Origin of the sequence: Limnobaculum parvum (assembly GCF_003096015.2) — a bacterium.
Lineage (GTDB): Bacteria > Pseudomonadota > Gammaproteobacteria > Enterobacterales > Enterobacteriaceae > Limnobaculum > Limnobaculum parvum.
In genome coordinates this window covers 3554834-3579981 of sequence record NZ_CP029185.2, presented here as the reverse complement: position 1 = coordinate 3579981, position 25148 = coordinate 3554834, and the positions used below count along the sequence as shown (strand labels likewise).

The window sequence follows — 25148 nt, the reverse complement described above, 5'->3', positions numbered from 1 at the left end:
CGAAGCCCTGACGATAGAGTGAGGGCTTACTTTTGTTCTGATGCTTTTTCTTCTGCTTCTTTAATGACTTTGCTTTCAATGGCAAATGGGTCGATACCGCGTTTTTGCATGCGATAGAAGCGAATAATGTTGAAACCATTCATCAATAGAAAGCTCCCTTCAACGAGGGTGCCGCCAATCGAACCCGCCCAAATATTGTGAGTTACCCAGCAGGCGGTTGAGCACCACATGATGCTACGCATTTTCAAACCATGAGTGCGAAACAGCGCCCAAGTACTGGCAATGGTACCGGCAATGGGTAGGGCTTCAATCGGGTGCTGAATTTTCATGGTGGCTAATATCAACGTCAGGATAATGAAAATCATCATTACCCAAAGATTACGCCACCAGATGGAGGTGATGGTTCGTATTGCGCTAAGTATTACGCTCATTGCGGCGGCATGAGCTCCCATCATAAAGAAGTGACAACTCATGACGGTTGAGTAGCCTGCAAGCTGATATTTAAAACCGCGCTCATTGCGGTTAAAAAACATGGTGATACCTACCAGAAAAGCAACGCCGCCAACAGCCTGAGCAGCCCAATAAGATGTCATGGCAAGAATGTCCTTACAGAAAAAATGTTATTTTTTGCAGATATGAAAACGTAACAAGTGAATCGCATCACTTGGTTTTATTGAGAGATACTCTTGATCAGGTCATTTCGGAGATGGCTATTTCAGTCGCTCATTAATGTGAAGTATATCACATTTCTATATGGGGCTCCCATCGCATTGTTGGCAGGGTCAAAATATAGTCAGATATCAGGATATTCCTGAATTAATCGGGGGTTCTGTTTATAAAACCACGGAACCTTAAACAATAATAAAACAGAACGCCGATCTGACAGTTGTCTTTAAGGAGTATTACTTTACTTCAACGACGTTTTTATGCCGATTGAGGTTCTTTGTTATCGTAATGATGCCGATCATCTGAAAAAACCGCCAACAAAGATAAAAAGTTAGTAAGCACTCACGGGGAGAGTGCTTTTCACTCATTTGCTATGAATCATGATCAATGCTTTTTCTTTCCGCCCTGTACCGCTTTAAATCGTGGATTGGTTTTGCATATAACGTAGATCTTTCCCCGGCGGCGTACCACTTTACAGTCCGGATGGCGCTGCTTCGCGGAACGTAGAGAGCTTAATACCTTCATGATAACCCCTGAATTGATATGTTATAATATAACAATTGCAAGTATGCACTTACCTGCATGCGGGGTCAATTGGCTGGCGATAAAAAATGGTGTGGTCACTGAAGATGTCAGGTTGGATAAAGAGCAAAATAATATCCCGCTTTGCAGCGGGATATTTTCTGTTATGGCGGGAAGAATCAGGCTGCTTTTTTCAGGCAGGTATTCATGAAGGTTTTACGGTCATCGCCTTTCAGCGCTTTATCACCGGCTTCTTTATTACAGTCGGCCATTTTTTGTTGTTGTGGTGTAGCGGCTTTTTCAGTGGAATCCGCTTTGCCTTTCAGGCAACTGCTCATAAAGGTTTTGCGATCGTCACCTTTCAGCGTCTTATCGCCCGCTTCTTTGTTACAGTCCGCCATTTTTTGTTGCTGGGCCGTCATTTTCTTTTCGCTTTCTGCTGGCTTGGCTTTCAGACAGTTACTCATAAAGGCTTTGCGTTCATCACCTTTAACATCTTTATCTGTGGCGTCTTTATTACAACTGCTCATTTTATCGCGCTGGGCGGTTTGGGCTTTGGTTGGCTCTTTTGCTGTTGTGTCGGCGGCCATTGCAGCACCAGATAAAAAACAAAGGCTTAGAACAACAGGTAAAACAGAAGAAATACGCATCACAATTACTCCCTTTAAATAGTGGAAAACGTGATAAGCATAGTCCTTGTCGTAATAAAGTGACACAGAGAAGTAGAAAAATTTATCGAGATGAAAGCTGGGGATTTAGTGATAATTATTTATGATTCATTTAGTTAATTAAGCCTACTCATCGTATGGATTTGATGAGTAGGCTTAGGCTTGATTAACACAAGGGCTGAAGTTGCTGATAAAGCGTTTTAAATGTCGCTCTTTTTTCCTGGTAGCGAGTATAAAGCTCAGGGTTTGGCACATGCCGCTGTTCTAACGGCAGTTCCGGGCAGAGATCCGCCAGAGCAACCCTAGGATTCATGGCAATTTGCGCGAGTCGGGCCGCGCCCAGTGCTGGGCCGACGTCGCCACCGGTACGATATTCCAGCGTTTGACCGCTGATATCCGCCAGAAGCTGACGCCAGTACGGGCTACGGGCTCCGCCACCAATCAGGGCGATTTGAGTCGGTTTCAGGCCGGTAGCGTGTAATACGTCCATACCGTCAGCTAGCGCAAAGCTCACCCCTTCTAACACCGCTCTGGCCAGATCGGTTGCGTTATGTTGGTGAGTCAGCCCCCAGAATGCGCCTTTAGCCGCCGGGTTATTGTGCGGTGTGCGTTCACCGGAAAGATAGGGTAAGAACCACACTGGCGTATCCGCCGGAGGTGTTTGTTCAATGGCTTTCAGCAGTTCTGGTACGCTGGATATATTGGTTAACTTACAGGCCCAGTCGAGACAGGAAGCGGCACTGAGGATCACCGACATTAAGTGCCAAGTATTTGGCAGCGCGTGGCAGAAGCTGTGAACCGCACTTTCAGGATTACTCAGGAAGCCATCGCTGACGGCAAAATAGACGCCGGAGGTTCCCAACGAGAGCATTGCTTGCCCCGCACGATACAGCCCAATGCCAACGGCACCTGCCGCGTTATCACCGCCACCGGCAGCAACAGGGATTTGACCAATCTTCCAGCGTGCCGCAATGTCAGCGCTAACGTTGCCGGTAATCTGGCAGCCTTCAAACAGTTTCGGCATATTATCGCGGCTGAGGTTACAGGCGGAGAGGATCTCATCACTCCAGTCGCGCTTGCCAACATCCATCCACATGGTGCCAGCCGCATCGGACATATCGCTGGCCAATTCGCCAGTAATCAGGAGACGCAGGTAATCTTTTGGCAGCAGAACTTTGTCTGTCGCTTGAAAAATAGCGGGTTCATGCTTTTCCAGCCACTTTAGTTTCGGGGCAGTAAACCCAGGCATCATCAGGTTACCGGTAATGGCCCTCGATTGAGGAACCGCTTTTTCCAGCGCTGCACATTCGGCGGCACTGCGGCCATCGTTCCATAAAATAGCAGGGCGCAATACCTTCATCTGCTTGTCCAGCAGGGTTGCTCCATGCATTTGCCCGGTTAGCCCCATAGCTTTAACCGAACTTAAATCGTGTTGTGCTGCTAATGCCAGCATTGCCCGATCGGTGGCTTGCCACCAGTCGTCCGGATTTTGTTCTGACCACAGGGGATGAGGGCGGGAAATGGAAAGTGCTTCAGAGTGAGTGGCAATAACCTGTTGCTGCTCGCTGAGGAGGATAACCTTTACGCCGGAAGTACCGAGGTCGATACCGATGTACATAGTGAGTGATCCTTGTTGTTCAGGATGTTTGTCCAGAATGGTGTTAGTTTCGCCGTTAATCGTTCAGTGTCTATATCGGCATTGTGCTACTGGCGAGCAGGGGCATTAGGGCGAATGCCCCTGCACCCCGCGCCTTTCGCACAGGAACTCAGGTCGCTGACGCGACTTCCCTCCTTCTTCGTTCGGGCTTACGCACCGGCACTGATTCGATTATTCGCCTCATCCATGAGGCTCACCCCTACGGGGCGAAGCAGTGCCTCGACCCGCGTCCATGCGGGTCGTGCTACCCTCTCTCAGTCGTCGGCTGAGTTCAAGTGCTCAAATAATAACGTCAAGGTCAAGAAACTATCCAAATAAATACCGGTTCACCAGATTTTCCAGCAGCTCTTGCTGCCCTGACTTATGCTGTGGTTGCAGGTTATTGCTTTCCACATACTTCGCCAGTGAATCCAGTGAGCTTTCGCCTTCCAGAATTTGTTGGCCCAGTTTGCCATTCCAGCCAGCGTAGCGCTCGGAGACTTTTTGGTCCAGCTTACCGTCTTGTACCATTTTCGCGGCAACTTTCAGTGCTAACGCCATGGTGTCCATTGCGCCGATATGACCATAGAACAGATCGTATTTATCGGTGCTCTGGCGACGTACTTTCGCGTCATAGTTCAGGCCACCGGTGGTGAAGCCGCCTGCTTTGATGATTTCATACATAATCAGCGCATTTTCTTCTACGCTGTTCGGGAACTGATCGGTATCCCAGCCCAATTGAGCATCACCACGGTTGGCATCCACCGAGCCGAAAATACCCAGCGCAATGGCAGAAGCGATTTCATGGTGGAAGCTGTGGCCTGCTAGCGTTGCATGGTTTGCTTCGATATTGACCTTAATCTCTTTTTCCAGACCAAACTGTTTTAGGAAGCCATACACCGTTGCCACATCGTAATCATACTGATGTTTGGTTGGCTCTTGTGGTTTTGGCTCAATCAGCAGAGTGCCGTTAAAACCAATTTTATGTTTATGCTCTACCACCATTTGCATAAAACGCCCAAGCTGCTCGCGCTCCTGACGTAGGTCGGTATTTAACAGGGTTTCATAACCTTCACGACCGCCCCACAGTACATAGTTTTCACCGCCCAAGCGTTGAGTGGCCTGCATGGCACTGACTACTTGAGTCGCGGCGTAAGCAAAGACTTCCGGGTCTGGGTTAGTGGCCGCGCCAGCAGCATAGCGCGGGTTAGTGAAGCAGTTTGCTGTGCCCCATAACAGTTTCACGCCGGTTGCCTGCTGCTTTTCCGCCAGTACATCGGTCATTATGGCCAGATTGTTCAGATACTCTTTAACCGTGCTGCCTTCCGGTGATACGTCCACATCGTGGAAGCAGTAGAAAGGAACATTTAGCTTATGGAAAAACTCAAAGGCAACGTCCGCTTTGGCTTTTGCCAGTTTGATAGCATCACCTGCCGATTGCCACGGACGATCGAACGAACCTACGCCAAACATATCGGCACCATTCCAGCAGAAGGTGTGCCAGTAACAGGCGGCAAAGCGCAGATGGTCAGCCATACGTTTACCCAGAACCAACTCATCCGGGTTGTAGTGGCGGAAGGCCAGTGGGTTGTTACTGGCGGTGCCTTCATAGCGCACCTGGTCAAGTTTATCGAAATACTGAGTCATGGTGGTTTCCTTTAAGCGATGTATTTAGGTCATTCGGTCAGGGCGCGCGATTTATTTATTATTGAAAAAGCAAATCTAATAAATAATAAAATTACGTTATTACATTTTTTAAAATATAAATTGACGCAGTTTTAGCGCTATCTATTTTATATGGAAGGAATCATAGAGATTTAAAAAAAGGAGGGTTATTCCTAGATTTGAATAGTGAATTATGAAATTTAACTACTGTGAGTATGCTCACAATAATAAGCCTTTAAACAATGTGGTGATTATTTTTTATAATATTTATTTTCATTAAATTTTATTTTAATACAGTGAGTTATATTTATTTTTTAATTTCATGTTCATTTTATTTTTTTATTTTCCCGGTAAAACATGACCTCTCTCAAAAAAATGAAAATAAACTAAAAAACGTAATAACGGGGTAAGAATCTGTAATTGATACTCTGGTTATAACTGATAACACTATAGTGGTTAAATATTTATCGGTAATTAATAAAAACGGGAAAATACCCACTTCCACTGAAATAGCTTAACCAAAATAGGATGTTATCAAATGAAATTAAAGCATGTTTTACTTGCCGTTTGTGCATCACTGGCGCTATCAGGACACATGGTAAATGCCAAAGAAGTCAAAATAGGTATGGCGATTGACGATCTGCGTTTAGAACGCTGGCAGAAAGATCGCGATATCTTTGTTAGCAAAGCCGAGTCCTTAGGGGCCAAAGTTTTCGTACAGTCTGCCAACGGTAATGAAGAAACCCAAATGGCGCAGATTGAAAACATGATCAACCGTGGTGTAGACGTATTGGTGATCATTCCTTACAACGGGCAGGTGTTGAGTAATGTGATTGCAGAAGCTAAACGTGAAGGCATCAAAGTACTGGCTTATGACCGCATGATTAACGAGGCGGATATTGATTTTTATATCTCCTTTAACAATGAAAAAGTGGGTGAGTTACAGGCCAAAAGCCTAATTGAACGCGTACCTCAGGGTAACTATTTCCTGATGGGCGGTTCGCCGGTGGATAACAATGCCAAGCTGTTCCGTCAGGGGCAGATGAACGTCCTTAATCCGCTGATTAAAGAAGGAAAAATTAAGATAGTTGGCGATCAGTGGGTTGATGCTTGGTTGGCAGAGAACGCGTTGAAAATCATGGAAAATGCCTTAACCGCTAACAATAACAAAATTGATGCGGTGGTTGCCTCCAATGATGCTACCGCCGGCGGTGCGATTCAGGCGCTGGTAGCTCAGGGGTTATCGGGTAAAGTCGCTATCTCCGGTCAGGATGCCGACCTTGCGGGAATCAAACGTATCGTTGCCGGAACTCAAACCATGACGGTGTACAAGCCAATCAGCAAGCTGGCAAACGATGCGGCGGAGATCGCGGTAGAAATGGGTAAAGGTGAGACGCCAAAAGCCAACGCCACCCTGAATAACGGCAAAAAGGATGTGCCATCTTATCTGCTGACGCCAATTGAGGTGGATAAATCCAACATCGATTCAACCGTTGTGGCCGATGGCTTCCACAGTAAAGAGAGCATCTATAACTGATTTATCTGCAATCGGGTGCTGTGTAAGCAGCACCCAACATCAGCTTAATGGTTGTTATCTCTTTGTGGAGTACATGTGATGCCACATCTGTTAGAAATGAAACATATCACCAAAGCTTTCGGTGATATTAAAGCCGTCGATAGCATCTCCTTAACGTTAGATGCCGGTCAGGTACTCTCTTTGTGTGGAGAAAATGGTTCCGGTAAATCAACGCTGATGAAAGTGCTGTGCGGTATCTATCCTTACGGTCAGTATCAGGGCGATATTCTGTTTTCCGGTGATGTCATACAGGCAAAAAACATTCGCGATACCGAACAAAAAGGCATTGCCATCATCCATCAGGAACTGGCCCTAGTGAAAGAGATGACCGTGCTGGAGAATATTTTCCTTGGTTCGGAGCGCGGGCGTTTTGGCATCATGGATTACGACAGCATGTTTTTACGCTGCCAGCGCCTGTTACAACAGGTGAAACTGGCGGTGAGTCCAGATACTAAAGTGGGTGAGCTGGGCTTAGGCCAACAGCAACTGGTGGAAATTGCTAAAGCGCTGAATAAGCAGGTGCGCCTGCTGGTGTTAGATGAACCCACCGCATCATTGACAGAAAGCGAAACCGAGATTCTGCTGAATATCATCCGCGACCTACAAAGCCATGACATTGCCTGTATCTACATCTCTCACAAGCTAAACGAAGTGAAGGCCATCTCCGATCTGATCTGCGTGATTCGCGACGGTAAACATATAGGTACCCGTCGCGCCAGTGAGATGAACGAAGACGATATTATTGCCATGATGGTCGGCCGCGAGCTGAAAGAGCTCTATCCTCAATCAGAACATACTATCGGTGAAGAGGTGCTGCGGGTGGATAACCTGACCGCTTGGCATCCTATCAACCGCCATATTCGCCGGGTGAATAACGTCTCTTTCTCGCTGCATAAAGGGGAGATTCTGGGGATTGCCGGTTTGGTGGGCGCAGGAAGAACCGAAACCGTCCAGTGTCTGTTTGGTGCCTATCGCGGGCGCTGGGAAGGGGAGATTAAAGTTGGTGGAAAAGCGGTAAAAATTCGCAACTGTCAGGATGCCATCAGCCACGGTATCGCTATGGTGCCGGAAGATCGTAAAAAAGACGGAATTATCCCGGTAATGGGCGTTGGGGTCAACATGACGCTGGCGGCACTGGACGATTTTAGCGGTTGGCTGAGCATATTGGATGATGCCAAAGAGCAGTCCACCATTCAGCAATCTATTGAGCGGCTGAAGGTAAAAACCTCATCGCCGGAATTAGCCATTGCCCGCCTGAGCGGCGGTAATCAACAAAAAGCCATTCTGGCTAAATGCTTATTACTTAATCCTAAAATTTTGATTCTGGATGAGCCAACCCGGGGTATTGATATCGGTGCTAAATATGAAATTTATAAGCTGATTAATCAACTGGTTGAGCAGGGTATTGCCCTGATTGTCATCTCTTCAGAATTACCCGAAGTGCTGGGGCTTAGCGATCGGGTATTAGTGATGCACGAAGGCTGTATTAAAGCGGATTTAGCTAACCGGTCTTTGACACAAGAGCAGATTATGGAAGCGGCACTCAGGAGTGAACAACATGTCTAATGAAACATTATCCACCACGGGAAATACGGGTGGAAAAGCGGCCGGTTCGGCGCTGCCTAAGCGCGTTAACCTACAGGTTTTTGTGATGCTGGCCGCCATCGTGGTGATCATTCTATTTTTCAGCGTAGCGACGGACGGCGCCTACATCAGCGCACGTAACATCTCTAACTTGCTGCGCCAGACGGCGATTACCGGCATTCTGGCGGTGGGGATGGTCTTTGTCATTATTTCGGCGGAGATCGACCTGTCGGTAGGTTCGATGATGGGCCTGCTTGGCGGCGCGGCGGCGATATTTGACGTCTGGTTTGGCTGGCCTCTGCCGCTGACGATTATCGTCACGCTGGTGATGGGCCTGCTGTTAGGTGCATGGAACGGTTGGTGGGTTGCCTATCGTAAAGTGCCGTCGTTTATCGTTACGCTGGCAGGGATGCTAGCCTTCCGCGGTATTTTGGTGGGGATAACCAACGGCACTACCGTTTCACCCACCAGTAATGCCATGTCGCAAATTGGGCAGAGCTATCTGCCGGACAGCCTGGGTTTTGGTATTGGTATCGGCGTAATGGTGCTGTTTGTTATTTGGCAATGGCGTCAGCGGGCGCACCGTGAAGCGCTGGGGCTACCGGTGCCCGGTAAAGGCAGCGACGTTGGCCGTCAGGCAATTACCGCAGTGATTTTGCTGGGGGCTATCTACCTGCTGAATGATTATCGCGGTGTACCAACCCCGGTGCTGATACTGGCTGCGTTGATGATGGTAGGGATCTTTATGGCAACCCGCACCGCATTTGGTCGCCGTATTTACGCTATCGGTGGCAATATCGATGCAGCTCGCCTGTCTGGGATTAACGTTGAGCGCACTAAGCTGGCGGTATTTGCGATTAACGGTTTGATGGTGGCGATTGCTGGTTTGATCCTTAGCTCGCGTTTAGGGGCGGGTTCCCCTTCTGCCGGTAACATTGCTGAGTTGGATGCCATTGCCGCCTGCGTTATTGGTGGAACTAGTCTGGCGGGTGGTGTGGGTAGCGTTGCCGGTGCGGTGATGGGGGCATTTATCATGGCATCACTGGATAATGGCATGAGTATGTTAGACGTTCCTACCTTCTGGCAGTACATCGTTAAAGGTGCCATTTTACTGTTGGCGGTGTGGATGGATTCTGCGACCAAAAAACGCGCCTGATAGTTTGGCTCATCGGCTCCGTACATTTTTTCAACTATGTGTTTATCGGTTAGCTGAAAAGTGTGCGGAGCATTGTACTTTCAGCTGTACGACCTGACAGGTTATGGATAACTGTGTTACTCAATTCAACCTGAACCTGAACAGAGTGTTGCCGACCCAGCGGCAGTGGTGAATTATCTTGTGTGTTGATCGGGAAATTGAACGCCATGTTTGAAAAACGCTTCCGTATTACGCTGTTGTTTAATGCCAATAAGGTTTATGACCGGCAGATTATTGAAGGTGTTGGTGAGTACTTACAGGCTTCTCAATGCGACTGGGACATTTTTATCGAAGAGGATTTCCGCTGCCGGATAGACAACGTTAAAGACTGGTTAGGTGATGGGGTGATTGCCGATTTTGACGACCCAGAAATCGAGCGGGCGCTGAAGTGTGCCAACATACCGGTCGTGGGGGTTGGCGGTTCTTATCATCGACCAGAGGATTATCCTCCGGTTCATTATATTGCCACTGATAATCACGCGCTGGTCAGTACCGCCTTTATGCACTTAAAGGAGAAGGGGCTGAACCACTTTGCCTTTTACGGCCTACCGCACCATATTTCTCACCGCTGGGCAATGGAGAGGGAGCACGCCTTCCGCCAACTGGTTACCGAAGGGAATTACCGCCACTCCATTTATCAGGGAATGGAAACCGCTCCGGAGAACTGGAAGCATGCCCAGAACCGTCTGGCGGACTGGCTACAGAACTTGCCTGCCCATACGGGGATTATTGCGGTTACCGATGCCCGCGCCCGTCATTTGTTACAGGTGTGTGAGCATCTGGATATCGCAGTGCCGGAGAAGATGTGCGTTATCGGCATTGATAATGAAGAGCTGACCCGCTATTTGTCGCGGGTGGCGCTCTCTTCAGTGGCTCAGGGATCGCGTCAGATGGGCTATCAGGCGGCGAAGCTGTTGCATAAACTGCTGAAGCAAGGTGATTTTCCGGTTCAACGTATTCTGGTACCACCGGTGAAAGTGGTGGAGCGTCGTTCAACGGATTACCGCTCACTGCACGATCCGGCGGTGATTCAGGCAATGCACTTTATCCGCTACCATGCCTGTAAGGGGATTAAAGTGGAGCAGGTGTTGGATGCGGTGGGTATTTCCCGCTCTAATCTTGAGAAGCGTTTTCGTGATGAAACCGGCAACACCATTCATGGCCTGATCCATCAGGAGAAATTGAATCGAGCCAGTGAGTTTTTAGCCGCCAGCACCCTGTCGATTAACGAGATTTCCCAAATGTGCGGTTATCCGTCGTTACAGTATTTCTATTCGGTATTTAAGAAAGAGTATGGCATCACGCCAAAAGAGTATCGGGATAAGTTCGGCGAGCTGGTGTACTGATTACAGCTTAGTGGCGGCGGTGGGCATGAGTAAAAACCGCGGGAGAAGAGGGAAATTAGCAGTTCCATCCCATTCGTTTAACGGTATAATCGGCAGGCTCATCTATTACAGCACTTCTGTTGCTTCTAAAACGGAAGGTCATCGTCCCCGGTGGGGCGGCTGGACTTCAAATCCAGATGGGGCCGCCAGCGGTCCCTGGCAGGTTCGACTCCTGTGACTTTCCGCCAAAAATTTCATATCTCTTTATTTTTTGAATGTAGGTAGTCAGTGATTAATTGATAGAAGAATACTTTTATTAAGACCAGTTATGCAGCATGAGAGTTACTCTTTGTGCTGTGAGTAAAAGCACAATACCAAAACCAGTAACTCTCATTTTTGAGATGTCGCGCCAAGTTAAACGACAGCTATTTCCCCACCCAAAAATCACCACCGAATAGTATAAGGCTCAGTTCCCAACTCCCAACGGCCATCATCATTCTGCTCAAGCAAAATTCCCCTATGCGCCCAGCCATCTTTTTCGGGGAAAAAACCCAGAGAATTTTTGAGATCTTTATCGGCAAGCCAGGCTGTTTTACTTTCATCGGGCTTCCATAAAAAATCAACCCAGGTCACCAGATGAGGGTTATTATCAAATGGATTTTTGGTCGGCTTCATAAATTTTTTCATGCCGCCATACACAATATGCGCGCAGAAGCGATTATCAGTATAGAGACCTTTCTTTCCATTCAGTGCGCCGCTGCTCTTAGATTCATCGTATCGATAAAACGGCTTACCGAAAGGTGTGACTTCTACATGGCTTAAAGAAACATCTTTTTCAATGGCGGTATAACCGGGCTTTTTAACGGTTGGTGCCCCTTTTCCCGTATTGAATTGAACCGTAATCAGACCGTGTTTGATCAGCGCTGCTACATCCTTTCTTACTGTTCCTTCCATCGTTTGTAATGATGCTGTTTCTATATCTGCTGGTAGTTCTGCGGCCGCGCCCGGTAAGGTGATACAAGCATTCACTGGCACATTTTTGAGTTCAGTAAATGCGGTGGACAAAATCGTATTGATTTGGCTTTCGTTTAGCTCATCTTGTGATAAAGCGATACCTGTTACGCCGAGTGATAATGCGGCGATCAGGGTTATAACTGCGATTATTTTGTTCATATCAGGCCTTTCCGGATTATGGTTTTGCTCTTTGCATCTTATCAGGTGCGAATATTCTCACTTTTATCGTGAATTTTTACTTACTAAACACAACCGGAATTCTTTTTGATAATAAGAAGTAAGGCATCCATAAAATTAAACCAGCTGTTGTCGAACTTAATGCGTGGATATCCGGTGCTTTTAATGGCATGTTGAAAAGATACGAGGCAAATAGGGTGAAATAGAGTATCACCGCAGATAATCCCTACTATCCGTCTTCCTCTCCCAGCGAAAATAGCTATTCTTATCTTTGCCAAAAGAACTATCAAGCACGATAAACGTTGCTGGATCCGCATCAGCAACAATTTCATTATTCGCATAGACATGGTTTTTATCTTTGGCGTAAGTCGTACTTAGCCATTGAAAAGTTGCTGAATCAACACCGTTTGCGACTTTATTTTGATAATAAACCTGATTTTTGTCCTGCCACCAACGGTAATCCCAAGTTTTAAACGTAGGAGAGTCGGAATTTTTGATAAGCGTGCCGCGATAGAAGATGGAATGCTTATCGATATAAAGGTCTAGATCCCAATATCGCTTAAACGTAGCGGGGTCTGCGCCTAGGATCTTCTGCCCCTGAAAGTAAACGCTGTCGCTGTCGCGGGCGTAATCATCATCACTCAGTAGTTCAAAGCTTTTGAGATGGGCACCTTCAATACGCTTATCTTGATAATAGATTGAACTGGCATCGCGGCTGTAAGGATATTTCAACATAACAATGCTCTTCGGGTCGGCTCCGGTAATGAGCCTGTCCTGAAAAAATACCCGCTGTTTATCTCGACTGTATTGTATATCCAGTATCTCGAAGCTCTTTTGGTCAGCGCCTGCGATTGGTGTGATGGAAAAGTAGATATGTCGTTTATCTTTGCTGTAATCGTTCTGTAAACGTTTAAAGGTAGCTAAATCTGCGCCGCTGATTGCGCGACTTCCTGCAAAAATGTGTCGTTTATCTCGGCTGTAATAGGCGTCAATCGCCTGAAAGCTTTTGGCATCAGCACCATCAATTAGGCTGCTCCCGGCAGAGGGGGAATAGAATATATAGACGTATTTTCCTTTAGTCATATAGCGACTTTGTTTTGCACGATGGGGGCCAATTTTTGCACCAAGGTAAGTATGATTCTTATCTTTAGATTCAGCATCGTAAGAGGAAACGATCTCAAAGCTGGCCATATCCACTCCGGCAATGATCTCTCCTTTGTAATAGGCGTTTTTAGCATCCTTAGCAAAACCGTTATACTTCAGTTCAAAGCTCTGTAAGTCGGCATCAGGAATTTTTTTATCCTGAAAGAATAGCGCTTGAGCATCACGGGCGTAGCCGTTCCCCAGAATTTCAAAGCTTGCTGGGTCAGCATCGTTAATTCGCAGATTGTTGAAATAGACGTAGTTTGCGTCCAAGTTATATTGGCTCGCCATTAACTGCCGGAAGGTTTTTACATCGGCTCCGGCGATGACCTTGCCGTGGAAAAAAATGTGGGAAGCGTCGCGTGAATAGCTTGGGTCCGGATTATCAACGCGAAAACTTGCAGGATCGGCTTGCACAATCGGAAGATAATGTTCCGAATTATCATCCGGGCGGTAAAAAACCTGTGTCGCGTCTTTTATATACGGAGTGCCCAAGATGGCTTCGAAACTGGCGCTGTCTACCCCTTCAATCTTTTGCGGCATGCGGTTAGGGGGAATGCGGAGATAAACGAAACGTTTGTCTTTCATTAACTGTGGGCTAACTACCACAATGGTTGCCGGGTCCATATCTTCCAATATGAGGTGCTTCCCGTCTTGCTGGTAGTAAACATGCTGATTATTTTTAACCATCGCATAAACATTGGGGATCAGCATAAAACCTTGGGGGCTGACGTCAGGAAGCGGTTTTTCATAGAAATAGACGTGATTTTTGTCGGTAGCATAGATATCAAAACGTTCATACGGTTTGGCTGCCTTACCGTTAGGAACTGTTTTGAAGGTTTCCGCATCAGCGCCTTCTATTTTGATACTCATACCCATTGAATTGTGATAATACACGCCGCCGTTTTCGACCGCATAGTACGCAGCACCAGTATAGGCATAGGTCACGCCAAAAGATAAAACCCAAAAGGCAAGGCTGCTCAACAATGCTCTCATGACGTTCCCTTTTAAAGTGTGTTTATTCCGGGGGAGGTCCTTTAGTTTCGGCGTTTAATATAGCGAGATTTGTGAGCAGAGTCGTGACATATCGTTTTAGCCAGCCAAACCAATAAAGCTACCTTCAAAATCACAGATAAGTTTAAACAAAATTAGCAGGGCCGATCCAATAGCGATGATGAAGAGTTTTTCGTTCATGGGCATACATCCTTGTATGTTTTTATTCGTGTGAATTATTTTTTATTGTGACGGCTATATTCTCGTCCTGATTGCCGTTTTCAAACTGTTAATTTAAGCACAGTATACACAAAGGATAGGCATTGAAAACCAACATTAGAGGGTAGTGAACATCTTTTTGGGCAACACATTAAATGAGCTGAATGGTGCATCTTTACCCTATCTCTCTCTGCCACTCAGATAAAAGCCAAACCCGTTGAATAACTTTTGTTATGATAAGGGAATACACGTTTTTCGAGTGATTGAGATGAAAAGGAATTTACTGTTTTTGGTACCAGCACTGGCGCTGTGTATTGCTGGTTGTGAAACAGAAAAATCGGTTGATTGGTATATAAAAGATAAGAATGAACTGATAACCAAGCTTTCTGAATGTGAATCCGATGATGACAGCACCAACTGCAACAATGCCCGCAAAGCAGCTGAGTTGGCAAAGTCAGCAGTAGCGGAAGGGTTTCAAATTGCTAATTCATGCCGGTATCAAGTAGACCTTCAACTAAACCTGATGGATAAGGTTATTGATGTGGAGGCCGCTTGTCCCTCCAATAGCCCAACATCGCCAAAATATAAGATCAATCAGACGACGGGCGATATCAAAGTTGATTTTACCGGTGATGCCAGTGGTATTTGGCTGACGTTCTCAAAAAAGCGATCGGGAATGGCTGGAGCTATAGCGACAAATCAATGGATTTGCTTTACCTCACTGTCATATGAGCAGTTCATGCCGGAAGTTTGTGTCAGCAAACATGCTGATTGATAATTGTTATTTTCCCCATAACTGAGAAATGAATAGTCTAATCAGTGATAAAGAGATTAAATAATTTTAACCATATGAAGTATAAGGTATATTTATTTTATTCGATATATAAAACAGTTAGCGAATAAGACTCAAATTATCCTTGAACACATTTGAAATTACCCGGTCTGGTGACTAAATTTGAAGTTAATGTGTGTTACCTGCACGCATAGACTAGTAAGCGTATTTTAAGGCCTCATTTGGTTTAGCCCCTCTCTGAGGGGCTTTTTTTTTGCGCTGGTTAGTTTTAGGCTGTAGAAGGGTTTGTAAGTACTCCGCCAAAACCTTCTTATTTCGAACAGGGGTATATCAGTGAAGTAGAAAAATAGCGAGTTACTCTATTTTGCGATAATCCCCCAAAATCTCAAATTTCCCCACCAGAACGCCGGTCATTCAATTGACCCGATCGCTGTATAAATATACTGTGGCGGTGCTGGCGGTATTATCCGCCACTAAAAGGCAAAACCCCGCAGTGCGCGAACACTAACGGGGTTTCTAACCACAACGTTATTGGAGTAACATCATGGCTGTCGTGAAGCATACCCAAACTCACCCTGAATTTATAGCTCGCCCCGGATCTAATTTCAGATCGGGATCGGAAAAACGATCTTCCATTTCAGTTTGTTACCTGAAAAGCGGAGGGCGTATCGATGATTAATCCTGTTGATTTTCCCTCAAACGACCCGCTAGAACTGGCGGAACAGTGCCTTGCGCTGATTAGTACCGTGGTTAATCTCGATGACACGCCGACAAAAGAGTCACTACAGTTTATTTTGCATGAGAAAATGGCGGCTTTGTTTGCGGTGCTATATGCCAGTAATGGTTGAGTTCAGGTTTGTTGCTGTTATTGAAACTGACAGGTGCCAATGTGCGCCTGTCATGCACATTGGTTCCGTTATTGATTTGCATTACAGCAGTCTCCCATTTACGGCTGGCACTCAATCACTTCCGGCTTATCATGGTCGATCACCTTCACCAGCTTGGCTATATCAAAGTCATCATTCTGTAGCTCATTAATATGATAATCCGCCACTTCCACAGTCAGCTTACCGCTGTAACCACAGCCTTGTTTAGGGGGTTTGGCGGGAATATCTAACGCTTTCCTAGCCTGCTGGTAATCACTGAAACAGAACCAAAGGTCACGTTCATCGCTCTTACTGCGGGGGATTTGTTTACCGCTTTGAGCATCAGGGAACATGCAGATATTCTGACCAATCATTTCCAGACTCATTGCGTCGGTATAGAAGGTATATTCTCCTGAAAGCACCATATTACTTGCTGCCACAGAAGTACTCACCGTCATACTCAGCAAAATGCAGGCTATCAATCCTGTTTTAATGTGTGGCATGTCCAGTCCTGTTGTTTGCCATAGTTTAATCATAACCTAATTTCCCCCTGACTGAGGTGACGCAAGTATACATAAACAAATAGCATGTTAACGGAAACGGTGGCGGTATTCACTGGGGGATATGCCTAGCGCCCGGCTAAACACGGCAGAAAAGTAGTTGCTGTCTTCAAAGCCACATTCTGACGATATTTCACTAATCTGCATCTGCTTTTGTCGCAGCAGCGACATTGCCTTACACAGCCGGAGTTGGCGGAGGTAGTGGCTGATACTGACGCCCGTATGCTGCTTAAACAGCGTTTGTATACTTCTCGGCGAGAGTTGGTGGCGGTGGCAGAAATCCTCCAACCGGAATGCATTACCGATACCGGCGTGCAGGTCTAGCATCAGGCGGTCTAGCAATTGTGCATCCGCCAGTTGATGGCTATCTGGTGGGTGGCGATACCGCTGCAACAATAGGATTAGCTGCAAAAACAGGGATTCGCTTAACTGAATGGAGAGGGCATCCGATTTCATGCACTCTTTTGCCAGCGCATCAATCACCGTTTGAATGGCAGATATCCCCTGAATGCCCAACCGCCAGTAGCGCTGTTCTTGGCTGTGGTTATCTCCGGGGATCAACATTTCCCAGTCTGCCACTAGGTTTAATTGTGAACGGCAGTAGAGAATATTATTCAGTTCTAGATCGTTAACTGATTCATAGCCATGATGGTCACGGGCATTGATATAGAATAGATCGCCACAGGTAATATAGTAGGGCACATCATTGACGATATGCAGGCCATTACCGCGTCGGACAATGACCAACTCATAAAAATCATGGGTATGGATAGGGAAAGCGGGTTGAGGTAACCGTTCGGCAACGGTTACCGTATTTTTTGCGCTAAAGAAAAAGTCATGAGTATGAAGTTTCAGTAATGACATGCGATCTGTTTCCCTGTCGGCACTTCTGGTATCTAGTGTGACATATCACAGTCAGCATTACGGTGATGGAGGTCTTAATCTGGTCGTAATTAGTTACCATGATTAAAGTAACGTGTTGTTATTAGTGGTTTATGGTGTTTCTCATTTGCAGCGGTGACAGTGAAAACTCCCGCCGAAACTGAACTGAAAAGTTATTACTGTCACTAAATCCACAGGCATAGGCAATATCCGTAATATTGTCATCACTTTGAAACAGACGCCGCCGAGCCTCTAGCAGTCTGAGTCGATTGAGATAACGCTGGGGCGTCATGCCGGTTGCCTGTTTCACTTGACGGTGCATGGTGCGTAGCGCCAGAGAGAAACTGTCAGCCAGCTCTTCCCAGTTAACCTCTTCACTGTAGTTATTACGTAACCAGTTAAGCAGTGCGCCAACGCAGGCTTCTCGGCTATCTTGCTTTACGGTTTCGAAGCAACTTTGCCGCAGTAACATCAGCAGTTGTAAGAACAAACCTTCGCTAGAGGCAATATCTTCCAGCTCGCTACTGTTTGCGCTTGTTTGCAGGCAATCAATGCAATTTTTCGCCTTTTTCAGTGCAGACGAGTTGATTTGCCAGTGTGATTGCTGCTGAGGATGGGAGCCGGGTAACCAAGCTTCGATATCCGTAAGAAAACGAAAGTTTTTTGGTGAACGATACAGCACGTTAGTTAAATGTAGGTTATCAACGTTTTCAAACTGGTGATGATCTTTGTCGCGAACAAAGCAAACGGTGCCGCTGCACAGTGCATAGGGGGTGTCATTAAAAATATGAACACCGGAACCATGTTCCACAAGAACGATCTCATAGAAATCATGGCTATGTTCAGGAAAAGCACATTGCGGTGCCCGGCTTTCAATAGCAACCGTTGAGGCATCCGATGCAAAAAAACCATCACTTTTTAGTAAGGTCATTTTGTGACTCCTTTCAACACGATATGGAGAAATATTAGAGGAAAACTGGAACGGTTCGCCTTAGAAATCAGACGCGACATTGGCCAAAAATAACCATTTTTTTAAGATTGATGAGTTTATTGATGAGTTTGTGCAGAAGGTCACATTACGTTTTGGTATCGATACGGCATGCGGTTTTGCCATTTTGTGATCGATTTCACACCAGTCTTTGTTATTTTGCCAATCCTGCGGGTGGCATGGCAATGGCCCGAAGGTAGAAGCCGCTTACTCTCCGTAGACTTCCCGCTATAAATGAATAAAGGGAAGGTTACTATGAGCGTGCGCAATATTGTCGCTATTGATTTAGGCGCATCCAGTGGACGGGTGATGCTGGCAACGTGGTGTACTTCAACTCAACGCTTGACGCTTAAAGAGATTCACCGGTTCGTCAATTGTCTGACGCCAGTTGACGGTCACGATACTTGGGATCTGGAAGCGCTTGAGCGCGAAATTCTCACCGGGCTGACCATCATTGATGATAATGGCGTGCGGATTTCCAGTATCGGTATTGATACGTGGGGAGTTGACTACGTTTTACTGGATAAGCGAGGAGAGCGGGTCGGGCTGCCGTATGCTTATCGGGATCATCGTACCGATGGCATGATGGTGAAAGTGATGGATGAGCTGGGTCAGAAAAACTTGTACTGGAAAACCGGTATTCAGTTTTTGCCCTTTAATACGCTGTATCAACTTAAAGCGTTCAGTGAGCAGCGGCCGGAATTGATTGAACAGGTTAAGCATCTGCTGTTAATGCCTGACTATTTGCACTATCGCCTCACCGGCAAAATTAACCACGAATATACCAATGCCAGTACCACGCAAATGCTCAATTTGAGCAGCGGTGATTGGGATAAGGAACTGCTGGATTATCTAGGCATTCCGGCACATTGGCTGACTAAACCATCCCAACCAGGAACGCCAATTGGTGAGTGGCAGGCGCCGTCAGGTCGCGCTGTTCCGGTGGTGTCTGTTGCTACCCATGATACTGCCAGTGCGGTGATTGCTGCACCATTAACCGGATATCATTGCGCCTACCTGAGCTCAGGCACTTGGTCTTTAATGGGGATTGAAAGCATCAGTCCGTTTAATGACCTGAAGGCGATGTCCGCCAATATCACCAACGAGGGTGGTATCAACGGTACTTACCGCGTATTGAAAAATATTATGGGGCTATGGTTGTTGCAGCGTATCTGCAGCGAACTGGCAATAACCGATCTGCCGCAGTTGATTGCTAAAGCGGCGGAACTGCCTCCCTTCACCAGTCTGATTAATCCCAATGATGAACGGTTTATTAATCCAGCCTCTATGGTGGAAGAGATTCGTCAGGCCTGTGCTGAGCACCAGCAGCCGGTTCCACAAACACCGGAAGAATTGGCGCGCTGTATTTTTGATAGCTTAGCCATGCTCTACCGGCAGGTCATGCAGGAGCTTTCTGCGCTGCAAGGGCAACCAATTAAGCAATTACATATCGTTGGTGGCGGTTGTCAGAATGCTTTCTTGAACCAACTTTGTGCCGATGTCTGTCAACTGACGGTATTAGCCGGTCCGGTTGAGGCTTCCACTCTGGGAAATATTGGCTGCCAACTGATGGCGCTGGGCGAAATTGATAGCGTTGCCAGCTATCGCAAGCTACTAACAGAAAGCTTCCCGCTGAACTGCTATACCCCAAACCCTGTTTTCGATTTTGCACAACACTGGTGCCGCTTTCAGGCACTCAGCCACTCTTATGAGGAATTTGTACTATGACAACATCAACTGACCAGGCCTGGAATCTGGCCAAAGCCCGCTATGCTGAATTTAATGTGGATGTGGAATCCGCACTGAAGCTGCTGGATACTTTACCCGTATCTATGCACTGCTGGCAGGGGGATGACGTTGCTGGTTTTGAGAATATGGGTGGTGCTCTGACGGGCGGCATTCAAGCGACGGGGAATTACCCGGGGAAAGCGCGTAACGCGGTGGAATTGCGCGCAGATTTGGAACAGGCACTGGCGTTAATTCCGGGTCCAAAACGTCTTAATCTGCATGCTATTTATCTGGAATCTGACAAAGTTATTGAGCGTAATGAAATTGAGCCAAAGCACTTTGCCAACTGGGTTGAGTGGGCTCGCCAAAAAGGTATGGGGCTGGATTTTAACCCAAGCTGTTTCTCCCATCCTCTCAGCGCCGATGGTTTTACGCTGTCTCACGCGAATCCAGAGATCCGCAAATTCTGGATTGAGCACTGTCAGGCTAGCCGTCGTATCTCTGCCTATTTTGGTCGTGAACTGGGCACTGCTTCAGTGATGAACATTTGGGTTCCAGATGGAATGAAAGATCTGACCGTTGACCGTTTTGCTTTCCGTGAGCGCATGATGACCGCGCTGGATGAGGTGATTAGCGAGAAGATTGATGAGAAATATCATATCGATGCGGTAGAAAGTAAGCTGTTTGGTATTGGTGCTGAAAGCTTTACTGTGGGTTCTAACGAATTCTACATGGGTTATGCCACCAGCCGTAAAACGGCGCTTTGTCTGGATGCAGGTCATTTCCATCCTACCGAAGTTATCTCGGACAAAATCTCTACCGCTATGCTGTTTGTGAAGCATCTGCTGCTGCACGTCAGCCGTCCAGTTCGTTGGGATAGCGATCACGTAGTGCTGTTGGATGACGAGACTCAGGCCATTGCGCATGAAATTATCCGTAACCGCCTGTTTGATCGCGTACACATCGGTCTGGATTTCTTTGATGCCTCTATTAACCGGATTGCTGCTTGGGTAATCGGAACGCGCAATATGAAGAAAGCACTGCTGCGTGCACTGCTGGAACCTACTGACATGTTGCGTAAGCTGGAAGTGGATGGTGATTACACCGCCAGGCTGGCAATGCTCGAAGAACAAAAAAGTTTACCGTGGCAGGCCGTATGGGAAACCTACTGTCAACGCCATAACGTACCGGTGGGCAGTGAGTGGTTACAAACTGTTCGCCAATATGAACAATCCGTACTCAGCAAACGTTAAGGGCTATTCATTATGCAACACATTCTTTCTTCATGGTTTGTTCAGGGTATGGTCAAAGCGACCAGCGATATGTGGCTTAAAGGTTGGGACGAGCGTAACGGCGGAAATATCAGCCTGCGTTTGCTGCCTGAAGATATCGCACCTTATCAAAAGGATTTCTATGCAGAACCTCGTCATGAGGTGCTTAGTCAGTCAATGCCGCAACTGGCAAACCATTACTTTATTGTGACCGGTTCCGGCAAGTTCTTCCGCAATGTGCAGTTAAATCCGGCTGAAAATCTGGTGGTTTTGCAAGTGAACGGGGACGGTACTGGATACCGTATCTTGTGGGGCTTGAATAAAGGCGGTTTACCGACCTCTGAACTGGCTGCTCATTTCCAGTCGCACATTGTGCGTATGGGCGTTAGCGCAGGTAAAGATCGCGTTATCATGCACTGTCATGCGACTAATTTGATTGCGCTTAGCTATGTGCTGGAATTGAAAAATGAAGTGTTTACCCGCGAATTGTGGGAAGGCAGCACCGAGTGTCTGGTGGTTTTCCCTGATGGGGTTGGCATTGTTCCTTGGATGGTTCCGGGTACCGATGGTATTGGTGTTTGCACCGCAGAACAAATGCAGCATCATTCGCTGGTGTTATGGCCATTCCACGGTATTTTCGGTACTGGGCCAACGCTAGATGATGCATTTGGATTAATCGATACGGCGGAAAAATCAGCGGAAATCATGGTGAAAGTTCGTTCCATGGGCGGTAAAAAGCAGACTATCTCTTCTGAAGAACTGGTGGCTTTAGGTAAACGCTTTGGCGTAACGCCAATGGCATCGGCTGTTAATTTGTAACAGTAACAGGCGGCCGAAAAATCGGTCGCCTGTTGTCAGATGGTCAGACAGTAAAAGGAATGAATTGTATGATTCGTAAAGCCTTTTTGATGAAAGTAAATCCTGATTCACATAAAGAGTACCAACAACGGCATAGTCCGATATGGGAAGAGTTGGAACAGGTGCTGAAGGCTCATGGGGCGCACCATTACAGTATTTTTCTTGATGAGCGCGGTCATCAGTTGTTTGGTTATGTTGAGATCGAATCAGAAGAGCGTTGGAATGCGGTAGCAAAAACCGATGTTTGCCAACGCTGGTGGAAGCATATGTCCGATGTTATGCCTTCCAACCCGGATAATAGTCCTGTCAGTGATGAATTACGTCAGGTTTTCTATCTGGATTAGTCTTTAGTAACTTCGCTTTTGCCAGTGGGGCTGGCAACCGGAACAGGAGGGGCTTCTCTTGTTCCGGATTTTTTTATATCCCCTCTCCTTTGTTTGTTCAATGACCCTTTTCAAACCATACCGCCCACCGTGATTAGCCGATACATATTGTTTTAATTCATTATTTTGTGACTCGGCTCACCTTGATCTTTTGTTTTTTGCCAATCCTCGTGAGACTGTGGCACTGGTATAAAGGCTGGCGGACAGATTCATTTTTAGAATGAAGGCATTGTAGTGATGAGGTGCGCCTCATTAATTTATAATGCCGCGATACGGATTGCGGCCCCTGCGGTTAATAATTTTTAATAATAAAGGGTTACCGGTATGAGTGGTTCGATTCTTCTGGGTATTTTCTGGCACTTCGTTGGCGCAGCCAGCGCAGCATGTTTTTATGCGCCATTTAAACAGGTTAAAAAATGGTCATGGGAAACCATGTGGTCTCTCGGCGGCTTTTTCTCATGGATTATTCTTCCTTGGACTGTGAGCTATCTGCTGTTGCCTGATTTTTGGGCTTATTACGGTTCGTTCTCCATTGCGACGCTGTTACCGATATTTCTGTTCGGGGCGATGTGGGGGATTGGCAATATTAACTATGGTTTAACGATGCGTTTTCTCGGTATGTCACTGGGAATAGGCATTGCCATTGGGGTAACGCTAATCATCGGTACGCTGATGACGCCGGTATTACAGGGCAAGTTTGGCTTGTTGCTGAGCACTTCCGGCGGGCAAATGACGCTGCTGGGGGTATTTGTTGCGGTGATCGGGGTTGCGATTGTTAGCTATGCAGGCTTATTAAAAGAACGGGCGCTTGGTATTCAGGCTGAAGAATTCAACCTGAAAAAGGGTCTAGTTTTGGCCGTTATGTGCGGTATCTTCTCTGCTGGTATGTCATTTGCGATGGATGCGGCGAAGCCAATGCATCAGGCCGCAGAGCAGATAGGTATCAGCCCGCTGTATGTGGCACTGCCGAGCTACGTGGTGATTATGGGCGGTGGGGCCATTGTTAACTTGGCCTTCTGTTTTATTCGTTTGGCGATAAAGCCAGAGCTTTCCGTGAAAGCCGACTTTTCTGTTGCTAAGAGCTTACTGATAACCAATGCGCTGTTCTCTATTCTGGGCGGTGTGATGTGGTACCTACAGTTCTTCTTCTATGCTTGGGGACATGCAAATGTGCCAGAACATTATGGTTATATGAGCTGGATGCTGCATATGAGCTTCTATGTTCTGTGTGGTGGCATCGTTGGCCTGCTGCTTAAAGAGTGGCTAGGCGTAGGACGTAAACCGGTACGTATCCTGTGCCTTGGCTGTCTGGTCATTATTCTGGCGGCGAACATTGTTGGTATGGGAATGGCGTCATAAGCCGGCGTTAAAATCTCAGCATATCGGTGGAAATATCAATGGTATTTCCACCGATATTGTTTTAAAGGTACGGGAACTATTAATTTTTTATCCGTGAACCTGCGTCAGAAGGCTTGTACTTGCCGGTCAGAATTTCTATATTCGTTGTAACTTATAAGACTGTCGTCTGTTTCTAGTCGATGTTGTCAGTAAAATACAACAGGAATGAATATGAAATTGACCGTGTTGCTGGATAACAATACCTTGATCGATCGCTATCTGATAGGTGAGCCCGGCGTGTGCTACCACATTGATATCGATGGTCGACAAATTTTGCTGGATACCGGCTACTCCGATATTTTCATTCACAATGCTGATATTTTAGGTATCGACCTCAAACAGGTGGATACCATCGTATTGTCTCACGGGCATAACGATCATACCTGGGGATTGGGTCATTTAATGCAGTACTTTGACCGTATCGACCGTTCTACGGAGCGGCGCATTCAATTGATTGCCCATCCTGATGCCTTCGCACCTAAATTCTACGGAGATAAAGTTATTGGCGCAAACTACCCGCAAGATTGCTATAACCATTATCTGGATAAAGTCGAAACTAAACAGCCTTATTACATTACCGATAATTTATTGTTTCTCGGTGAAATAGAACGTACCAATGACTTTGAGGCGCAGCGACCAGTAGGCCAAACCAAAGACTGCTGTGGCAATCTTGTCGGTGATTATGTGTTGGATGATAGCGCCTTGGTGTATATCAGCCCCGATGGTCTGGTGGTGATTTCTGGCTGCTCCCATTCTGGTATTTGTAATATTGTTGATTACGCTATTAACGTAACCGGAGAGCAACGCGTATTGGCGGTAATTGGCGGTTTCCATTTACAAAATGCCAGTGAAGCCTTGATGTCTCGCACTGCCGGGCATTTAGGATGTATACAACCAGTACACTTGTACCCATGCCACTGCACCGATCTTAATGCCAAAATTGCGCTGGCCCGTAGTACTAATGTGAATGAGATTGGTGTAGGTAAAGTATTAGAATTTGTCTGAGATTAAGGCAAAGAATGCCGCTCATAAATAAAA

23 protein-coding genes and 1 tRNA gene are annotated in these 25148 nt (G+C 46.6%); 13 read left to right on the top strand and 11 right to left on the bottom strand.

Annotation, left to right across the window (positions count from 1 at the left end; all coding sequences use genetic code 11):
• Nucleotides 1-26: 26 nt before the first annotated feature.
• The 5 genes from HYN51_RS15125 to xylA form a co-directional block, all read right to left on the bottom strand.
• Nucleotides 27-593, bottom strand: coding sequence for a YgjV family protein (locus tag HYN51_RS15125; protein WP_108900780.1), 567 nt, complete (start codon nucleotides 591-593; stop codon nucleotides 27-29).
• 457 nt (nucleotides 594-1050) lie between these two features.
• Nucleotides 1051-1191: a type B 50S ribosomal protein L36 gene (gene ykgO, locus HYN51_RS15120; protein ID WP_108900779.1), complete on the bottom strand. Its 141-nt coding sequence runs from the start codon at nucleotides 1189-1191 to the stop codon at nucleotides 1051-1053.
• A 176-nt stretch (nucleotides 1192-1367) separates the two neighbouring features.
• Nucleotides 1368-1655: a PsiF family protein gene (locus tag HYN51_RS16845; protein WP_407936355.1), complete on the bottom strand. Its 288-nt coding sequence runs from the start codon at nucleotides 1653-1655 to the stop codon at nucleotides 1368-1370.
• 367 nt (nucleotides 1656-2022) lie between these two features.
• Complete coding sequence (gene xylB, locus HYN51_RS15110) at nucleotides 2023-3474, bottom strand: xylulokinase (RefSeq protein ID WP_108900777.1); 1452 nt, start codon at nucleotides 3472-3474, stop codon at nucleotides 2023-2025.
• A gap of 345 nt (nucleotides 3475-3819) precedes the next feature.
• Complete coding sequence (gene xylA / locus HYN51_RS15105) at nucleotides 3820-5139, bottom strand: xylose isomerase (protein ID WP_108900776.1); 1320 nt, start codon at nucleotides 5137-5139, stop codon at nucleotides 3820-3822.
• A gap of 556 nt (nucleotides 5140-5695) precedes the next feature.
• Here xylA and xylF point away from each other — a divergent pair.
• From xylF to HYN51_RS16430, 5 genes are all read left to right on the top strand, one after another.
• Nucleotides 5696-6694, top strand: coding sequence for a D-xylose ABC transporter substrate-binding protein (gene xylF, locus HYN51_RS15100; RefSeq protein WP_108900775.1), 999 nt, complete (start codon nucleotides 5696-5698; stop codon nucleotides 6692-6694).
• A 78-nt stretch (nucleotides 6695-6772) separates the two neighbouring features.
• The gene (locus HYN51_RS15095) at nucleotides 6773-8299 is read left to right on the top strand and encodes a xylose ABC transporter ATP-binding protein (protein WP_108900774.1); all 1527 of its coding nucleotides are present in this window, start codon (nucleotides 6773-6775) and stop codon (nucleotides 8297-8299) included.
• Nucleotides 8292-9473 carry a xylose ABC transporter permease XylH gene (gene xylH / locus HYN51_RS15090; protein WP_108900773.1) on the top strand — a complete coding sequence of 394 codons (1182 nt, stop codon included), beginning with the start codon at nucleotides 8292-8294 and terminating at the stop codon, nucleotides 9471-9473. The genes HYN51_RS15095 and xylH overlap by 8 nt, the downstream gene beginning before the upstream one ends.
• Nucleotides 9474-9679: 206 nt before the next feature.
• Nucleotides 9680-10858 (top strand): D-xylose utilization transcriptional activator XylR, encoded by a 1179-nt coding sequence (gene xylR / locus HYN51_RS15085; RefSeq protein WP_108900772.1) that lies wholly within the window; start codon nucleotides 9680-9682, stop codon nucleotides 10856-10858.
• Nucleotides 10859-10990: 132 nt separating this feature from the next.
• Nucleotides 10991-11085, top strand: a tRNA-Sec gene (locus tag HYN51_RS16430).
• A gap of 196 nt (nucleotides 11086-11281) precedes the next feature.
• On the opposite strand, the gene HYN51_RS15075 is transcribed toward HYN51_RS16430, so the two are convergent.
• From HYN51_RS15075 to HYN51_RS15070, 3 genes are all read right to left on the bottom strand, one after another.
• Nucleotides 11282-12010, bottom strand: a complete 729-nt coding sequence (locus tag HYN51_RS15075) for a hypothetical protein (protein ID WP_108900771.1) — start codon at nucleotides 12008-12010, stop codon at nucleotides 11282-11284.
• Nucleotides 12011-12086: 76 nt separating this feature from the next.
• On the bottom strand, nucleotides 12087-12200 hold the full coding sequence (locus HYN51_RS16840) for a hypothetical protein (RefSeq protein WP_407936327.1): 114 nt from the start codon (nucleotides 12198-12200) through the stop codon (nucleotides 12087-12089).
• 38 nt (nucleotides 12201-12238) lie between these two features.
• A complete protein-coding gene (locus tag HYN51_RS15070) occupies nucleotides 12239-14167 on the bottom strand; it encodes a DKNYY domain-containing protein (protein WP_108900770.1) in 1929 nt (642 codons plus the stop codon).
• 484 nt (nucleotides 14168-14651) lie between these two features.
• On the opposite strand from HYN51_RS15070, the gene HYN51_RS15065 reads away from it, so the two are divergent.
• The gene (locus HYN51_RS15065; protein WP_108900769.1) at nucleotides 14652-15158 is read left to right on the top strand and encodes an EexN family lipoprotein; all 507 of its coding nucleotides are present in this window, start codon (nucleotides 14652-14654) and stop codon (nucleotides 15156-15158) included.
• Nucleotides 15159-15847: 689 nt separating this feature from the next.
• Nucleotides 15848-16024, top strand: coding sequence for a hypothetical protein (locus HYN51_RS16425; RefSeq protein ID WP_157953058.1), 177 nt, complete (start codon nucleotides 15848-15850; stop codon nucleotides 16022-16024).
• Between the two features lie 98 nt (nucleotides 16025-16122).
• Here the strand turns inward: HYN51_RS16425 and HYN51_RS15060 are convergent, their stop codons facing one another.
• From HYN51_RS15060 to rhaS, 3 genes are all read right to left on the bottom strand, one after another.
• Nucleotides 16123-16578 (bottom strand): hypothetical protein, encoded by a 456-nt coding sequence (locus HYN51_RS15060; protein ID WP_108900768.1) that lies wholly within the window; start codon nucleotides 16576-16578, stop codon nucleotides 16123-16125.
• Between the two features lie 54 nt (nucleotides 16579-16632).
• A complete protein-coding gene (rhaR, locus tag HYN51_RS15055) occupies nucleotides 16633-17466 on the bottom strand; it encodes an HTH-type transcriptional activator RhaR (protein ID WP_108900767.1) in 834 nt (277 codons plus the stop codon).
• Nucleotides 17467-17587: 121 nt separating this feature from the next.
• Nucleotides 17588-18415, bottom strand: a complete 828-nt coding sequence (gene rhaS / locus HYN51_RS15050) for an HTH-type transcriptional activator RhaS (protein WP_108900766.1) — start codon at nucleotides 18413-18415, stop codon at nucleotides 17588-17590.
• Nucleotides 18416-18727: 312 nt separating this feature from the next.
• On the opposite strand from rhaS, the gene rhaB reads away from it, so the two are divergent.
• The 6 genes from rhaB (at nucleotide 18728) to HYN51_RS15020 (ending at nucleotide 25115) form a co-directional block, all read left to right on the top strand.
• Complete coding sequence (gene rhaB / locus HYN51_RS15045) at nucleotides 18728-20200, top strand: rhamnulokinase (protein ID WP_108900765.1); 1473 nt, start codon at nucleotides 18728-18730, stop codon at nucleotides 20198-20200.
• Nucleotides 20197-21453 (top strand): L-rhamnose isomerase, encoded by a 1257-nt coding sequence (locus HYN51_RS15040; RefSeq protein ID WP_108900764.1) that lies wholly within the window; start codon nucleotides 20197-20199, stop codon nucleotides 21451-21453. The genes rhaB and HYN51_RS15040 overlap by 4 nt, the downstream gene beginning before the upstream one ends.
• A gap of 12 nt (nucleotides 21454-21465) precedes the next feature.
• Nucleotides 21466-22290: a rhamnulose-1-phosphate aldolase gene (gene rhaD / locus HYN51_RS15035; RefSeq protein WP_108900763.1), complete on the top strand. Its 825-nt coding sequence runs from the start codon at nucleotides 21466-21468 to the stop codon at nucleotides 22288-22290.
• A gap of 68 nt (nucleotides 22291-22358) precedes the next feature.
• Entirely contained in the window at nucleotides 22359-22673 is a 315-nt protein-coding gene (gene rhaM, locus HYN51_RS15030) for an L-rhamnose mutarotase (RefSeq protein ID WP_108900762.1), read from the top strand.
• A gap of 363 nt (nucleotides 22674-23036) precedes the next feature.
• Entirely contained in the window at nucleotides 23037-24071 is a 1035-nt protein-coding gene (gene rhaT / locus HYN51_RS15025; RefSeq protein WP_108900761.1) for an L-rhamnose/proton symporter RhaT, read from the top strand.
• 210 nt (nucleotides 24072-24281) lie between these two features.
• Nucleotides 24282-25115 (top strand): MBL fold metallo-hydrolase, encoded by an 834-nt coding sequence (locus HYN51_RS15020; protein WP_108900760.1) that lies wholly within the window; start codon nucleotides 24282-24284, stop codon nucleotides 25113-25115.
• The last annotated feature ends 33 nt before the right edge of the window (nucleotides 25116-25148 follow it).

Bases quoted from the DNA above. Each gene is read 5' to 3' on its own strand.
- HYN51_RS15125 (WP_108900780.1), bottom strand. From the start codon at position 593: ATGACATCTTATTGGGCTGCTCAGGCTGTTGGCGGCGTTGCTTTTCTG.
- ykgO (WP_108900779.1), bottom strand. From the start codon at position 1,191: ATGAAGGTATTAAGCTCTCTACGTTCCGCGAAGCAGCGCCATCCGGAC.
- HYN51_RS16845 (WP_407936355.1), bottom strand. From the start codon at position 1,655: ATGAGTAACTGTCTGAAAGCCAAGCCAGCAGAAAGCGAAAAGAAAATG.
- xylB (WP_108900777.1), bottom strand. From the start codon at position 3,474: ATGTACATCGGTATCGACCTCGGTACTTCCGGCGTAAAGGTTATCCTC.
- xylA (WP_108900776.1), bottom strand. From the start codon at position 5,139: ATGACTCAGTATTTCGATAAACTTGACCAGGTGCGCTATGAAGGCACC.
- xylF (WP_108900775.1), top strand. From the start codon at position 5,696: ATGAAATTAAAGCATGTTTTACTTGCCGTTTGTGCATCACTGGCGCTA.
- HYN51_RS15095 (WP_108900774.1), top strand. From the start codon at position 6,773: ATGCCACATCTGTTAGAAATGAAACATATCACCAAAGCTTTCGGTGAT.
- xylH (WP_108900773.1), top strand. From the start codon at position 8,292: ATGTCTAATGAAACATTATCCACCACGGGAAATACGGGTGGAAAAGCG.
- xylR (WP_108900772.1), top strand. From the start codon at position 9,680: ATGTTTGAAAAACGCTTCCGTATTACGCTGTTGTTTAATGCCAATAAG.
- HYN51_RS15075 (WP_108900771.1), bottom strand. From the start codon at position 12,010: ATGAACAAAATAATCGCAGTTATAACCCTGATCGCCGCATTATCACTC.
- HYN51_RS16840 (WP_407936327.1), bottom strand. From the start codon at position 12,200: ATGCCATTAAAAGCACCGGATATCCACGCATTAAGTTCGACAACAGCT.
- HYN51_RS15070 (WP_108900770.1), bottom strand. From the start codon at position 14,167: ATGAGAGCATTGTTGAGCAGCCTTGCCTTTTGGGTTTTATCTTTTGGC.
- HYN51_RS15065 (WP_108900769.1), top strand. From the start codon at position 14,652: ATGAAAAGGAATTTACTGTTTTTGGTACCAGCACTGGCGCTGTGTATT.
- HYN51_RS16425 (WP_157953058.1), top strand. From the start codon at position 15,848: ATGATTAATCCTGTTGATTTTCCCTCAAACGACCCGCTAGAACTGGCG.
- HYN51_RS15060 (WP_108900768.1), bottom strand. From the start codon at position 16,578: ATGATTAAACTATGGCAAACAACAGGACTGGACATGCCACACATTAAA.
- rhaR (WP_108900767.1), bottom strand. From the start codon at position 17,466: ATGTCATTACTGAAACTTCATACTCATGACTTTTTCTTTAGCGCAAAA.
- rhaS (WP_108900766.1), bottom strand. From the start codon at position 18,415: ATGACCTTACTAAAAAGTGATGGTTTTTTTGCATCGGATGCCTCAACG.
- rhaB (WP_108900765.1), top strand. From the start codon at position 18,728: ATGAGCGTGCGCAATATTGTCGCTATTGATTTAGGCGCATCCAGTGGA.
- HYN51_RS15040 (WP_108900764.1), top strand. From the start codon at position 20,197: ATGACAACATCAACTGACCAGGCCTGGAATCTGGCCAAAGCCCGCTAT.
- rhaD (WP_108900763.1), top strand. From the start codon at position 21,466: ATGCAACACATTCTTTCTTCATGGTTTGTTCAGGGTATGGTCAAAGCG.
- rhaM (WP_108900762.1), top strand. From the start codon at position 22,359: ATGATTCGTAAAGCCTTTTTGATGAAAGTAAATCCTGATTCACATAAA.
- rhaT (WP_108900761.1), top strand. From the start codon at position 23,037: ATGAGTGGTTCGATTCTTCTGGGTATTTTCTGGCACTTCGTTGGCGCA.
- HYN51_RS15020 (WP_108900760.1), top strand. From the start codon at position 24,282: ATGAAATTGACCGTGTTGCTGGATAACAATACCTTGATCGATCGCTAT.